The sequence below is a fragment of the Armatimonadota bacterium genome, assembly GCA_013314775.1.
In the GTDB taxonomy this organism is placed as follows: domain Bacteria; phylum Armatimonadota; class Zipacnadia; order Zipacnadales; family JABUFB01; genus JABUFB01.
In genome coordinates, this window is sequence record JABUFB010000006.1 from 19472 (window position 1) to 33078 (window position 13607).

14 protein-coding genes are annotated in these 13607 nt (G+C 63.4%); 8 read left to right on the forward strand and 6 right to left on the reverse strand.

Features of this window, described 5'->3' with window-relative positions:
- Nucleotides 1–268: 268 nt before the first annotated feature.
- The 3 genes from HPY44_05745 to HPY44_05755 form a co-directional block, all read right to left on the reverse strand.
- Nucleotides 269–1012: a glycosyltransferase family 2 protein gene (locus tag HPY44_05745; protein NSW55495.1), complete on the reverse strand. Its 744-nt coding sequence runs from the start codon at nt 1010–1012 to the stop codon at nt 269–271.
- Between the two features lie 119 nt (nt 1013–1131).
- On the reverse strand, nt 1132–2052 hold the full coding sequence (locus tag HPY44_05750; protein ID NSW55496.1) for a deoxyribose-phosphate aldolase: 921 nt from the start codon (nt 2050–2052) through the stop codon (nt 1132–1134).
- 17 nt (nt 2053–2069) lie between these two features.
- Complete coding sequence (locus tag HPY44_05755; GenBank protein NSW55497.1) at nt 2070–2855, reverse strand: DUF72 domain-containing protein; 786 nt, start codon at nt 2853–2855, stop codon at nt 2070–2072.
- 295 nt (nt 2856–3150) lie between these two features.
- Here HPY44_05755 and HPY44_05760 point away from each other — a divergent pair, with 295 nt between their 5' ends.
- From HPY44_05760 to HPY44_05775, 4 genes are all read left to right on the forward strand, one after another.
- Nucleotides 3151–4077, forward strand: a complete 927-nt coding sequence (locus HPY44_05760; protein NSW55498.1) for a nitroreductase family protein — start codon at nt 3151–3153, stop codon at nt 4075–4077.
- Between the two features lie 71 nt (nt 4078–4148).
- On the forward strand, nt 4149–5084 hold the full coding sequence (locus HPY44_05765; protein ID NSW55499.1) for a GGDEF domain-containing protein: 936 nt from the start codon (nt 4149–4151) through the stop codon (nt 5082–5084).
- Between the two features lie 77 nt (nt 5085–5161).
- Nucleotides 5162–5614, forward strand: a complete 453-nt coding sequence (locus HPY44_05770) for a response regulator (protein ID NSW55500.1) — start codon at nt 5162–5164, stop codon at nt 5612–5614.
- A 55-nt stretch (nt 5615–5669) separates the two neighbouring features.
- The gene (locus HPY44_05775; GenBank protein ID NSW55501.1) at nt 5670–6092 is read left to right on the forward strand and encodes a response regulator; all 423 of its coding nucleotides are present in this window, start codon (nt 5670–5672) and stop codon (nt 6090–6092) included.
- A gap of 331 nt (nt 6093–6423) precedes the next feature.
- Here the strand turns inward: HPY44_05775 and HPY44_05780 are convergent, their stop codons facing one another.
- From HPY44_05780 to HPY44_05790, 3 genes are read right to left on the reverse strand one after another with little or no spacing between them, the layout of a single operon-like run.
- Nucleotides 6424–6891, reverse strand: coding sequence for a YraN family protein (locus HPY44_05780; protein ID NSW55502.1), 468 nt, complete (start codon nt 6889–6891; stop codon nt 6424–6426).
- A 22-nt stretch (nt 6892–6913) separates the two neighbouring features.
- Nucleotides 6914–8038, reverse strand: a complete 1125-nt coding sequence (gene ribD, locus HPY44_05785) for a bifunctional diaminohydroxyphosphoribosylaminopyrimidine deaminase/5-amino-6-(5-phosphoribosylamino)uracil reductase RibD (GenBank protein NSW55503.1) — start codon at nt 8036–8038, stop codon at nt 6914–6916.
- A complete protein-coding gene (locus HPY44_05790) occupies nt 8039–8419 on the reverse strand; it encodes a hypothetical protein (GenBank protein ID NSW55504.1) in 381 nt (126 codons plus the stop codon). It lies immediately after the preceding gene.
- Between the two features lie 90 nt (nt 8420–8509).
- On the opposite strand from HPY44_05790, the gene HPY44_05795 reads away from it, so the two are divergent.
- The 4 genes from HPY44_05795 (at nt 8510) to HPY44_05810 (ending at nt 13564) form a co-directional block, all read left to right on the forward strand.
- Nucleotides 8510–9505 carry a hypothetical protein gene (locus HPY44_05795; GenBank protein ID NSW55505.1) on the forward strand — a complete coding sequence of 332 codons (996 nt, stop codon included), beginning with the start codon at nt 8510–8512 and terminating at the stop codon, nt 9503–9505.
- 100 nt (nt 9506–9605) lie between these two features.
- The gene (locus tag HPY44_05800; protein NSW55506.1) at nt 9606–10274 is read left to right on the forward strand and encodes a TIGR00266 family protein; all 669 of its coding nucleotides are present in this window, start codon (nt 9606–9608) and stop codon (nt 10272–10274) included.
- A gap of 34 nt (nt 10275–10308) precedes the next feature.
- Nucleotides 10309–11601 (forward strand): hypothetical protein, encoded by a 1293-nt coding sequence (locus HPY44_05805; GenBank protein NSW55507.1) that lies wholly within the window; start codon nt 10309–10311, stop codon nt 11599–11601.
- Between the two features lie 52 nt (nt 11602–11653).
- The gene (locus HPY44_05810) at nt 11654–13564 is read left to right on the forward strand and encodes an ABC transporter ATP-binding protein (protein NSW55508.1); all 1911 of its coding nucleotides are present in this window, start codon (nt 11654–11656) and stop codon (nt 13562–13564) included.
- Nucleotides 13565–13607 lie beyond the last annotated feature (43 nt).

Consider the following 13607-nt stretch of genomic DNA (forward strand, 5'->3'; position numbering starts at 1 on the left):
TTGCTGCTGAGCCCGTCATCCTGTACTCACGGAACAATGTATCCGCCGAAACTCGTCGGACACGAGCAGACGATCATCGAAGACTCTCCAGGGTGTTCTTTTGGACAGTATACCTTGCTTATCCTGCTGCTACACCCATCTTTTTTTTGAAAACAGGGATAAATGGGCGACCAACCCCCCGGGAACCCATTGACCGGGTAGCGATCCTGGCTGCTCTTGCGGGCACTTGCTGGAGATCGGAGGGGGTACGCTCGCAAAGCGGCGCCGCCTAATCTGGCCGCGGAGCCGATGCAGCACGGAGTTCACTGCGCAACGCCCAAAGTTCCTTGAACATCCGCAGGATCACGGACAGCCGCGCGCCGGACTGTTCGCCCGCCAGTCTGGGATAGTGGTGGACGCCTGTCTCGGCTACCTTGAAACCCGCGTGGCGCGCCTTGATGAGCAATTCCGCACTAATGAGCGCTCCGTCGCTATGCAGTTCAACGCTTTCCAGGACCCTGCGTGGCAGCAACTTGAACGCGCAGTCGATGTCGCGGACCTTCAGCCCGAACAACAGGCGGATCATTGTGCAGTAAGCTTTCGCGTTGACCAGTCGGATGAACGGGTCAGCGCGCTTGATGCGCCAGCCCACTCCAATGTCCGCCCGTTCGAGCAGGGCGATGAGGAGCGTGATCTCACCCAGATCAAACTGACCATCACCGTCGGTGAAAAAGATGAACTCGTATCTCGATGCTGCGAAACCCGACTTCAGCGCCCCGCCATAGCCTCGGTTGACGTCGTGGTGGACCGCCCGCACTGCCGCATGTTCGGATGCCAGGCGGTCCGCCAGCTCCCGGGTCCCGTCACGGCTGCCATCATTGACGATGATGATTTCGAACTCATCCGCGACCTGAGGCAGCACTTCAAGAGCCCGCAGAACCAGTCGCTCGATATTGTCCACTTCGTTATGGCAGGGGAAGAAGACCGAGAGGGATGGGAGCCTTTCAACGACGGGACGGGTCTCGCAGGACATTGAGCGCCTCGGGAACACCCGGGGTGGCCCCAGGTGTGATGCGGTCACGGCGCGAACGCGCGAAAGCATACAAGACTGGGCCGGACACGGCAACCGCGGTTTCGCACGCGGAGAGCGCTCTACCCATGCACGACGCGCCACACGGCCCTCGCTACATCGGCCGGGTCCGCATCGCCTGGATACAGGACATTCCGCCCGACCAGCGCCCCGCGCACATTGGCGGCAGCTTCCAGACAACGCTGAAAGTCGGCAATCAGGGCGGAAGGATCCCCGGTGGACGGCCCCCCAAGCAATAGAATCGGGCAAGATGTGGCGGCTGCGACCTGTGAGAAATCCACAGAAACAGGCAGTTTCATCCAGGTTTTCCACGAACTTTTCCCCAGCCCGCTGGCAACCCCACAGATTTTCACCATCGCTTCCACAGAGTTATCCACAACATACTTGCCGTCATGATAGGCAACCATGAGCGGCTCCAGAAACACCGGCAGTCCCGCGTCTACACAGTTGTTGATCGCCATGGCGCAGGCCGTGATGGTCCGTCCGCTGGCGGATTCCAGAGGCTCTAAACGCAGCATCATCTTCGCGGCGTCCACTCGAGTGCGCACCATCTGGTCCACCGTATAGGCGGTGAAAGTGTCCTCCATTTCAAAGACGGTGCCCGCAAGACCGCCGCGGTTCATGCAGCCCACCAGGAGCCTGCCCGCCAGCAGGCTCGGAAGGCCCTGGTCCACCCGCAGGGAATCCAGGATCATCATCTCTTCGAGGATATCCGGGGTGCCCATGAGTCCGTCCACAGCCCCACTCTCCAGCACCCGAATGATTCGGCCGAGGTATTCCGCCCGTCTGCCCATGCGATAGGGTTCATCGCCGACGGCGGTGATCATACGCGCGGGATGGTCGGCAGCAAGGATCACCAGGCGGCCGTCTTCGGTCAGTGTATCGCGTCGAGGACGCCACTGGATATACTGTTCGAGACGGTCCGGCCCGGCAACGCGCTGGTCGGTGATTGCCTCCATGGTCTCGGCGCTGAGTTCGTACATGGAATTGCCTGTCCGGCCTATCCGGCCAGGTCTGCCTCCTGGAGAAGCTCCACGAATCGGCCCGCATTCTGGACCGCCTGGGCATTGTAGTGGTTGTTGAAAAAGACAAAGGTGTGCTCGGCCTGTGCGGCGATTTTCGCGGTTTTGTCCAGCCACTCGCGCATTTCGTCATCAGAATACAGGTAATCGTACCGCTCCCAGGCGTGCTCGTGCTCAAACCACTTCGCCGTGTTACGCCCGTGAAATCGGACATAGCCCACCGGCGATGTGGCACCCGCAACCGGCGGCATGAGTCCTTTCAGCCGGGGCTCATCAACGCAGCAGAAGCCCAGACCGAGGGTGCGCAGGTCGTTGATCGTCCCGGGGCTAACCCATTCGGTATTGCGGAACTCCACCACCACCGGCACGTCCGAGAGATGTTCGCGGAACCAGACCAGGTATTTGCGCGTCTTCTCAGAGGGCCGGAATGAGAAGGGAAACTGGGCCAGAATGCAGCCGAGCTTGCCATCATCCACCAGGGGCTGCACGGCGGCGCGGAACTGGGCGAAGAGCGCCGGGTCATCGGTGCGCTGGTGGGTGAGGTCCCCCGGGGCCTTTACGGTGAAGCGGAAGTCCGGGCCGGTCTTGCGCGACATCGCGGCGAGAGTCTGCGCTGTGGGCATCCGGTAGTAGGTGTAGTTCACTTCCACCGCACGGAACTTGCGCGCGTAATACTCCAGGAATCGGCTCTTGTCCAGCCCTTCTGGGTAGAATGGCCCGACCCAGTCGTCATAGGAGTACCCTGAGGTGCCCACGTAGATCATGGCCCACCCTCATTTACACTCTCCGGCGGCCTGCAGGTACGGATTGTAAGCGGATGACCTGCCGGGTGCAAGGACGTGGGCTCAGCCGGTAGCGTCGGGAAGGCCGGAGGCACCTCGGCGGGGAATGACGCAGCGCGGAATGGGCAAATCAGGGCACGTCCCGAAGCATGTGTGCTGATCGGTTCCTGCAGGGCCGAATGCAGGTACGGGGTCAGCGGGGATTTCGATAGACTCAAGACCACTGCCCGCGCGTACTTCCTGCACGAGGCGGATGGGGCGGCCCAGGAGGTCAACCATGTCGAGTGATATCACTCCGGAAACACCCGGCCAGACGATCTCGAACGAACTCTGCACCCGCTGCGGATTGTGCGTGACCGTTTGCCCTGCGTGGGTCTACCGCCGCACCGACGGGTTGGTGGAAGTCGATCGGCAGATGAGCGGCCGATGCGTCCAGTGCGGTCACTGCATGGCAATCTGCCCGACGGGAGCGGTGACGGTGAGTGGCCTGGATCCCGCGCAGTTCGGCGAACTGGGCGGGAAGCCTGCCGAAGTCGAGGCTCTCGAAACCCTCTTTCGCGGACGCAGGTCGGTACGCAAGTACCGGAACCAGCCGGTGCCCCGCGAACTGCTACAGCGGATCATCGACGCGGCCGCCATGGCGCCCATGGGGTTCCCGCCCAGCGAAGTTGAGATCACCGTCCTCCCCACGCGCGATGTTGTGGAGAAACTGGTGGCCCCCACCATTTCGCAATGCGAGCAACTCAGGAAGATGCTATCCAATCCCGTCGGTCGTTTCATCTTCCACCGCATGGCGTCGACAAAGGCGGCGGTCGTTGTCGAGCAGAAACTGGCGCCTCTGCTAGAGCCGTGGCTGAAGCTGTACCACGAACAGGGGATCGACTTTGTGACCTGGGGCGCTCCCGCCATGCTGCTGTTCCATGTCGCGAAGTCTGCTGCCGCGGGCGAGACGGACTGCGTGATCGCGTCGACGTACGCCATGCTGGAGGCGGAGGCAATGGGTCTGGGCTCTATCATGCTGGGCCTGGCGAACAGCACACTGGCGCGCGATGCGGCATTACGCACGGAGCTTTCGATACCTGCCGACAACCAGGTGCTTAGCGTACTCGCCCTGGGCTACCCGACCCACAGCTTCCGCAGGAGCATCCCGCGGCGTTTCCGGTCGGTGCACTGGGCCGACCAGGCGACGAGCGAGCACTCCTGACTGCCGGGTCGCCGGATTGCCGCTAAAGAGGGGCGTGTTGCCGTTTGGGATGCTCGGAGACGCTTGTAGGTATGATCCTCGGCAACGAGCAACTCCGCAGGGAGGTAGCGGATGCTCTTGCCACGAACGGCTTGAAGCCATACCACATCGGTGCCCCGGGGCAGCGGTTGCACGCCCTCGTGGTCATCGCTGACGCTCCAGATCGGCTCGACAACCTGCCGATTCCCGGGGGCGACTGCAGCCCGTCGCCGAGTCCTTCGGTGATGCTGCTGGCATCCCGGACGCCCTGCTACAGCCGGGCACAGGCCATCGACGCCGGCGCGGAAGACCTGTTCGTGTGGCCCGACGACTCCGCTGAGCTTATTGCCAGAGCGCGGGCGGTCATCCGGCGACGATCGGCGGACCTTGACCTGCACCCGCTCACCGGCCTGCCTGGGGGCGCCGCGCTGCAGCGGCGACTGGAAGAGGGCCTGAAGCATCGGGGCAAGCTGGCAGTCCTCGGGCTGGACCTGTGCCACTTCAAGGCCTTCAACGATTGCTACGGCTTTCAGCGCGGCGACCAGGTGCTCCTGGAAACCGCAGAAATGCTCCAGATGGTAGCAGGGGAAGACGGAATCGTTTATCATATTGGTGGCGACGATTACTTCATCATCACCAGCCCGGGCAAGGCGGATGACGTGGCGACCCGGGCCGTGGAAGCTTTCGCGGATCGCAGCCGGAGCTTCTACGATGCGGATGATGCGTCGCGGGGATTCTTGACCGCGCTCGACCGGGCAACCGGTGAGCCCGTTCGTTTTCCGCTCATGACACTCACGGTGGCGTGCGCCACCAATGAAGCGGAAGATGTCGCCCACGTGGGCCAGCTGTCGCGCATCCTTGCTGAACTGAAGGAATACGCACGTGCCGCAGGGCGGCAGTACGCGCGGGATCGCAGAGCCGTCCATGACGTGGGTCGTGCGCTGCGGATCAAGCACGTGAGAGAGCACGAGGCTGATACAGGAGGCTAGAAGGCGATTGCCAGGGCGCCGTGGGGGGAAGGCCATGGTGCGTGCGAGCCCCTCACCCACCGGGACGATCTCGCCGCATGGCCAGTCAGAGCGCGGCGTCCGCAGCGCCCGGCAATACCATGCCGGCGTACATACTGGTGGTAGAAGACGACGAGGGCATGCGCCACGCGCTCCGAACGTACCTTGACTCCCTCGGGTATGAGGTGCGCACGGCTGTGAATGGCACCGAAGCTCTGCGGCTCATCGCGCGCCGCAAGCCGGACCTGATGATCCTCGATTTGCTCATGGAGGAAATGTCCGGCTGGGAAGTGCTGGAGACCCTGCGCAGTAGCGACGCGACCTGGGACATCCGCGTACTCGTGCTCACGGGCCTGTCATCCGATTCCCACGAGGCCAAGGGGTGGTTCCTGGGTTGCGACTGGTACGAGATCAAGAAAAAGCCTCTCCAATTTGACGACATCGGGCTTGTGGTGGAGCGGCTGCTTGCAATCGACCCGCACGAGGAGCGCCGCATCATGCCGCAGACGTGACGTGCTCTTGCGCTGCACTCGGGGCGCCAAGCACAAGACTGGGGGACAGCGAGCCATGACGACCGGGGACCAGACGCGCGCGACCATACTGCTGGTGGATGATTTCCGCGACATGGTAATGGCGACCCGGATATTCCTCGAGGGCGAAGGGTACCGGGTACTGGAGGCGTACGACGGGGTCCAATGTCTGGAGATCCTCGAGAGGGTCACGCCGGACCTTATCATCCTCGACGTGATGATGCCCCGGCTGGACGGTTGGGCCACTCTCACGCGGATCCAGGCGGATGAGCGCTGGAAGTGCGTACCGGTGCTCATGCTGACGGCGCTGAACGATCCGGTGAACGTCAAGATCGGCGGCGAACTGGGTTGCACGTGGTACTACACGAAGCCGGTCACAGACTACTGTGACTTCGCCCGGGTGATCGAACGCATCCTTAGTGGAAGCGACGTCCCCGAAGCGCGCTTCAGCAGTTGCTGAAACCCCGCCAGGCGTGATGGTCTGTGTCCTGCACTGCTTCGGAGAGCAGTGGCATTTTCCTGCGCCGGAAAGCCGTGGCGCCGGCCCCCCGTTCCCCCATCCGCGAGACTCTCCCCACAAAAGAAAAACCGCCAGATATCCTCGGGTGGTCTTCCCTTCCGCCCGGGTCCCTGACGGGTGCCCCCTCCCTGGCTCAGGCTTGCTAAGAGCGCCGAGGGCGGAGCAACGGGTTCACTCTGATTGAGTGACTGCAGTATAAACGGCACTGATGAAGGTACGGTTACGTGTCCGGCAAGAAATGGGAAAGAAAACGCCGGGGCGATCCACGGGTCTAAGGCCGGCTCCGGTCTCCGATGCAGCCCACAAGGTGGTCGGCTACTCGGGGCATTCCCCTCGCAGGGAGCTCCACCGCGACGAGATCGATCCGCCACGGGAGCGCCATCATTCCGTGTTCCCGGCGGAACAGTTCCGCGCAGCCTGCCAGACGCTGTTGCTTGGCCACAGTGAGAGTGTCGCGGGCCGATACAGGGCTATTGGTGCGCCGTGACCGGACCTCGACCAGCACAAGGGTGCGTCCCTTACGGGCCACGATGTCCAGTTCGCCCAGAGCGTTCGCCCGGCGCCGGCACAGGATCCGGTAACCGCGCAGCACGAGATAGATGGCGGCCAGGTCTTCAGCGGTCGTACCGTCGCGCGACCGGGATTCAGCGGAGGGCTCCCGGCGCCGTTCACCGGGGACCAGGGGCAGTTCGGGCGAGCTCACCGCAGTGGCCAGCAGTCTGAGGGCAGATCGGTACACGAGACGCTCCCCCCGCGGCGGATCACTTCCGCGCCGAGACATACCCTTCCACCAGGATGTCCGGTCCGATCCGCTCGACGTTGAACACATCCACGACGCGCGCGTCCGCCACCGCCGTTACACCCACACCGCCCAGCATCCCGGGCGCGGAGGCTCCGCCAATGAGGCGCGGCGCGTAGAAGAAGGCGATCTTGTCCACGAGGCCGGCCTGAACCGCTGCACCGGCCAGTTCGTTCCCGCCCTCAAGCAGCACGCTCATGATGTTCAGTGATCCCAGTTGGGCCATGAGCGCCTGGAGGTTGACGCGGCCATCCGTGCCCAGAGGCAGGCGTAGCACATCGGCCCCGGCCTGAGCGAGCGCGCTCACTCGCGACTCGTCGGCGCCCTGCCCCACCGCGATGATGCACTTTGTTTCCGGGGCCCTCTGCGTGATGACTCTCGCGTCCGCAGGTGTCCGCGCCTGAGTGTCAACCACCACCCGCACGGCATCGCGGGAATCCGGTGTGATCAGGCGGGTCGAGAGTTGGGGATTGTCGGCCAGAATCGTGCCCACGCCGACCATGACCGCGTCCGTGGTGTTACGCCACTGATGCACGCGCTGGCGGGATTCTGGACTGGTGATCCAGCGCGAGTTCCCGGTATGGGTTGCGGTGCGACCGTCCAGCGAGGCCGCGAGTTTGAGGGTGACGAAGGGCAGACCGGTGCACTTGTGTTTGTTGTACGACTCTAACAGGCGCAGGGCCTCCCCGGCCAGGACGCCAGGGGTGACCTCGATGCCCATCTCCTGGAGGCGCGGGGCTGCCTTGCCCGAACAGCGCGGGTCGCAGTCGTAGGCGGCGAAGACCACGCGGCTGATGCCGGCTTCGATGATAGCCTCAGTACAGGGGGGTGTCCGGCCCCAGTGGCTGCAAGGCTCCAGGGTCACGTAGAGGGTCGCCCCGCGCGCACGTTCGCCTGCATTCACGAGGGCGATGGGCTCGGCGTGAGGTTCACCGGCCCTCACGTGCCAGCCTTCACCCACGATCTCACCACTCGCCACCACAACGGCGCCGACTGCGGGGTTGGGGCTGGTTCGTCCGAGTCCTCTGGAGGCAAGCTCGAGGGCACGTCTCATGAAGCGTGCATCGTCGTTGTCGCTTGCGCGCATCTAGTCCCGGTCTCCCCCCCGGGATTTCGCTTCCGCATCCTTTGCCCGCTGGATGCTGCGGTATAGCTCAGCCTGTCGGATGTGTTTCTGGCGCTCAACCTGGCGCAGATCGGCCATGGCGATGAAGATCACGAGAACGGCCAGCACCGTGAGGACGGTCCAGAATATCAGAGCCTCAAGGGGCCCGGGCCAGGGGTACACCGCGCCGACGAAAATGAGGATGATGATCGCCAGCAAGAGCGCCGCCGTAAGCATGCGCGTCAGAAGCTGGCGACGGGAGATGATGTGCTGACCCCGCCGGTACTGCAGCAGTTGCAGCACCGCACCGGTGATGATTGCCACAGCAGCGATCAGTAAGAAAACGCCGGCTGCGTAGGACATGCGCTCATCCCCATTTTGTGGCATAATAGCATAGCCAACGTGGTTTCACAAGCCGGAGCACCGCGCTGCAGGGGGGGCCTGAAGCCGACCATGAGACGACTCGGAATAAGCGGACCCGGCCGCCCTGGGCCGGTCATGATCCATATCGCCCCGCCGCACCTGTCAATGGGCGGGTCGAGTTCGCTTGTGCGGGCGCTGGTCCCCTTGTGCCCCGGGGTCGATTACGACGCGTTCATGGGCCTCACGGGCATGGCGTTCCGGCTCCACGTTTTAGACCGCCTTGACCCGCGCGCAACTGAAGACCGTCTTGTCGACGAACTGCCGTCGCTGATTGAGCCCCTTGGCATGCGCGTGGAGGTGCTGCGACCCGAGAGCGCCGGGGAACTCGCCGAGATCGTGCGCCAGGCCGTGGCCGCCGGGACACCTTTACCGGTCCGAGGCTGGCCGGAAGGCGGCCTCGACTGGGCTTTGGTGGCGGGGTACGATGACGCCCGAGGCGTCCTTTGCGGCTGGCCCGCCACCTGGACAGAGGCGGCGTGTGCGGGCGCACCACCGGCAGGAGATTTGGCTATAAGGGTGGTCCAACCATGCCCGCCCATCAAGCCTGAGGAACATTGGCGAGAAGTCATTGAGTGTGCGGCCGGTGATGAGCACGCCCTGAAAGCGGCGTACGCACAGTGGTCTGAGCAATTGTCGAGCCTTGCCTCGGATGCCGGCGGCGAGAGCTGGTCGCTGGCGCAGAACAACGCCGCTTTGGCGAACACGCTGGCGGATGCGCGTACCTCCGCCGCGGCTTTCCTGTCTCGATGCGCAGATGTCAGCGAGCCAACAGCTGCTGAATGGCTTGAGCAGGCCTGGTACACCTATGAGGAACTTGCGGACCTGGTGGACGCCGCGCCCGGTCTGGACAGAGAAGCAGCTGACCGGAGCATCGGCGTTGCCTACCGCGACCGGTGGCTCGAAACGCTCACCCAGGCGCAGCGCCTGGACTGCAGGGCGAGCGGGTTTCTACGCCGGGCGCTGACCAGTGCGCTATCTCCGTCGGAGATCGCGGAAGAACCCGAGAATCCGGCAAACTGGACTTAGGGCCCGCTATGCGGTTATTCTTCAGGGCATGACATAGCTCACTGTCTGGCGCGTGATGCGCTGGGCCCGGGATGCCGAATACCAGAAGGGGGTCATCACCGTGCAGCATCAGATCCTGTACCGGCCATCGTACTCGCTCCTGCAGCTGCTCATGTCCCAGGGAGAGTCGATCCAGGCGGAAGCCGGCGCGATGGTGTCGATGACGCCGAACATCCAGATGCAGACGCAGGCGCGCGGCGGAATACTCGGCGGGATCAAGCGCCTGGTTGGCGGGGAGAGCTTCTTCATCAACCACTTCACGTGCGGCTCGGGCGACGGGGAGATGACCCTCGCGCCGCCACTGCCCGGGGATATCATGGACATCCCCCTGGGAGGGGTCATGTTCGTGCAGTCGGGCTCTTACATCGCGAACACCGACGGTATATCAATTGACACCAAATGGAGCGGCGCGCGAGGGTTCTTCTCGGGTGAAGGTTTCTTCCTGCTCAAGGCTGAAGGCACCGGGCAGCTTTTCGTCAGCTCTTACGGAGCGATACACGTCCTGGAGCTTGCCGAAGGGCAGCGCTATGTGGCGGATACCGGACACATGGTGGCCTTCGATGGCAGCGTGACCTACAGCGTACGCGGGTCCGGTGGCCTGAAAGAGACCTTCCTGTCCGGTGAGGGCCTGGTCTGCGAGTTCACCGGTCCCGGCAGGCTCTACCTCCAGACCCGGAGCATGGATGCATTCCTGAAATTCTTGATCCCGAAGTTGCCCAAGAATCAATAGCGCAGGCTTGCCACAGACAAAGGACCCGGGAAGGATGACTGCGGTGAACTGTCCGGGCAGTCTCTGCCGCACGATGGGCGTTCTTGTGGCCTTGGGGGTCAGCGTTCCATCAACAGCGCAGTTCTTCCCCGGACAGCCGCCGGGGCAAGCCGGGCAAGCGCCTCAGCTCAATCTGCCGGTCCCGAACCTCACGCTGCCGGAGGTCACGGATCCTTTCCTGATCCTGTTCCCGCAGCTGAAGGACCTTCCCGCGCCTGACTGGGTGCGCGAAGGTCTGCGGATCACCTATTACTGCACGGTGGCGACGGTCCGCGGCAATTTCGTCTTCGACCCGCTGGACGGAGCGGCGCGGACCACTCCCGACGACCCGCCGGGAGGATCGGGAGACGGCTTCTGGCAGCAGGATCTGGTGGCGGTCGACGGCCGCACCTACGCCCAGCATCACGTCATGTATTCACTTCTTGCCAACCGGCAGGCGCCATCTCCGGCGCTGACCCTGATGTCCATGGGGATACCCGGCTACGGAGCAAGCTGGGCGAATCCCAAGGCCTTTGAGAATGCCGAGCAGCTTCAGGCCGAGGGCCTGCGGATTGCAAAGATGCCGTACGAAGTGCAGGGCCGCAAGTATGACTCGGTGCGGATCGAGACGACGACCAGCCAGGGCGTCGGCATAGAGCGCAGGCCCGACGGCCGGTTCGTGTCAGTGTTCGACCTGCGCACCGGGCTTCTGCTGTTTTCCAGTACAGCTACCTACTCGCCGGCCTCGGATTCGACGCTCCTTTTCCACCTGGAATACCGAGGTCAGCGAATGCTCAACCTGCCGTGGCAGGCCGGTGTGACGCCGAATTGGGTGAAACAGGGCGGCAGGATGACCCTCGAGGGCTATACCACGATGGTCATGGCCGGCAGCCCGCCTGTCCCTCTCAAGACCCGGGCAGTCATTGAGACCCGGGAACGTGGTGGCAGGTGGTCCACCCACGCGACATCGCTGTCCGTGGGCGCTGCACCCGGCGGCCCGACAACAAGCGTCACCGGCGCGTCTCAGGTCTTCGGGGGCGTCTGGCTCCCGGCCACGGCGCTCAATGCCCTGCGCCAGGGGCTGGTGCTGGATCAGGACCCGATCACGGGAAGCCGCATTGTGGTGAATGGCGTCGGGACCGACGTGAGGGACACACCGGCGATCCAGATCACCGAGACGTGCGGCCAGTGGTCTCTCACTCTCGGCTACGACCGGCGGGACGGGTCCCTGGTGTCAAGCTACAAGCAGACGCCGATGCCGTTTTCGACCCTCGTGGAAGATCTTTACCGGACCGGCCCTCCCAGCTGAGGGCAGATGACCGTCGTGCCTTCTCGGGCGCAACATGTAGGAGATCGATCGCATGTTACTTGGGCTGATGGGCGGGGGCGGAGGCAGGGGATGGGGCCGCCGCGGCGGTTCCGATGACGCTCTCAAGAAGACAAAACCACTGAAGATCACCGACCGGCGCATGCTGGGCTGGTTCTACACGAGCATCGCGCGCGAGCATTGGCCAAAGATCGCCCTCGGCGTGTTCTGCATGATCACCAGTGCCTCGCTGGGACTGTACGTGCCGATGGTGATGAAGTCGATCTTTGACGACGTCATCCAGGACGGCAGGCGCGATCTCCTCGCGGGTCTCGTGTACCAACTTCTCATGTACCAGGCCGGCAGCCAGGTTCTGGGCGCGGCGCGGACCACCATCATGCATCTGCTAGGCCAGCGCCTGGTGCATGTCCTGCGCATGCAGTGCTTCAGCCATCTGGTCACCCTTGGCATGAGCTACTTCGAGCGCGAGCGCACCGGCGACATCATGTCCCGGGTCAGCAATGACGTGCAGGCAGTCGAGAACCTGGTGGTCCACGCCACCGATGACATGATCAGCAACATCATCCGCGTGGTCGGCACTGTGGGCTTCATGTTCTATCTGAGCTGGAAACTTGCCATGGTGGCACTGGCGCCGCTGCCCATTTTCGTGGGCTGCCTGCTCATCTTCTCGCACTACATCCGCCCGGTGTTCCGGAAGATCCGCGACGAATTGGGCGACATCAACGTGAAGCTGCAGGAGCGCATCTCGGGCATGCTCATCATCAAGAGCTTCGCTCGGGAGGAGGACGAAGTCAGGAGCTTCGAGCAGAGCAGCGGAGAGTACTGGCGCGCGAACTCCAAGAGCATCTGGATGTGGAGCACCTTCTTCCCCTTTGTCAGCCTGATCACGTCTGTCGGCATGGTGATCATGATCTGGTATGGCGCGGAGCTCACCACAACCGACAGCCGCTTCAGCTCGCCGGGCACCATCGTCGCGTTCCTGGCGTACCTGCAGCAGTTCTACGGCCCGGTGGGCTCGCTCATGCGGGTCTACAACACGGTCCTCAATGCATTGGCGTCTATGGCCCGCATTTTTGAACTGCTGGATGAGGTCCCGGATGTCGCGGACAAACCGGATGCAGTGGAGCTCGGGCGCGTTGAAGGAGCGGTCAACATCGAGAACGTGAGCTTCCGCTACGCAACCGGCGAAAACGTGCTGCAGGGCGTCAGCGTCTCTGCGGAACCCGGCGAGATGGTGGCGATCGTCGGCCGCAGCGGAGCGGGGAAGACCACCCTCGTGAACCTGATACCGCGCTTCTACGACCCATATGAGGGGCGCGTGCTCATCGACGGCCACGATGTCCGGGATGTGACCCAGAAGTCGCTGCGCAGGAACATCGGCATTGTGCTCCAGGACACCTTCCTCTTCAATGACACCGTGCGCAACAATATCCGCTACGCCTGCCCGGATGCGGATGATGAGCGGATCATCGAGGCGGCCAAGGCGGCCCATGCCCACGATTTCATCAGCGAACTCGACGAGGGCTACGACACCGTTGTCGGCGAGCGCGGTGTGAAGCTGTCGGGCGGCCAGAAGCAGCGCATTTCCATCGCCCGGGCGCTCCTGGCCGACCCGCGGATCCTGATCCTGGATGAGGCCACCTCCTCGGTGGATACGGAGGCTGAGCAGATCATCCAGAGGGCATTGATGAACCTGCAGGTCGGGCGCACCACTTTCGTCATCGCCCATCGCCTGTCCACGATCCGGCGCGCCGACAAGATCGTGGTCATCGACGAGGGAGAGATCGTGGAGCAGGCCGACCATGAGTCCCTCATGGCGCGCAATGGCCTGTACAAGGAGATGTACACGCGGCAGTTCCAAATCGAAGAGGACTGGAACTCGGCCTCCACCGGGCTCGGCGGCGGCATCTCCGGCCCACCCGCCGGGAACGGTCCGCCCATGTAATCAGCGCTGATCCGCGCATTCGAGGAACCATCGGAGGGCATGG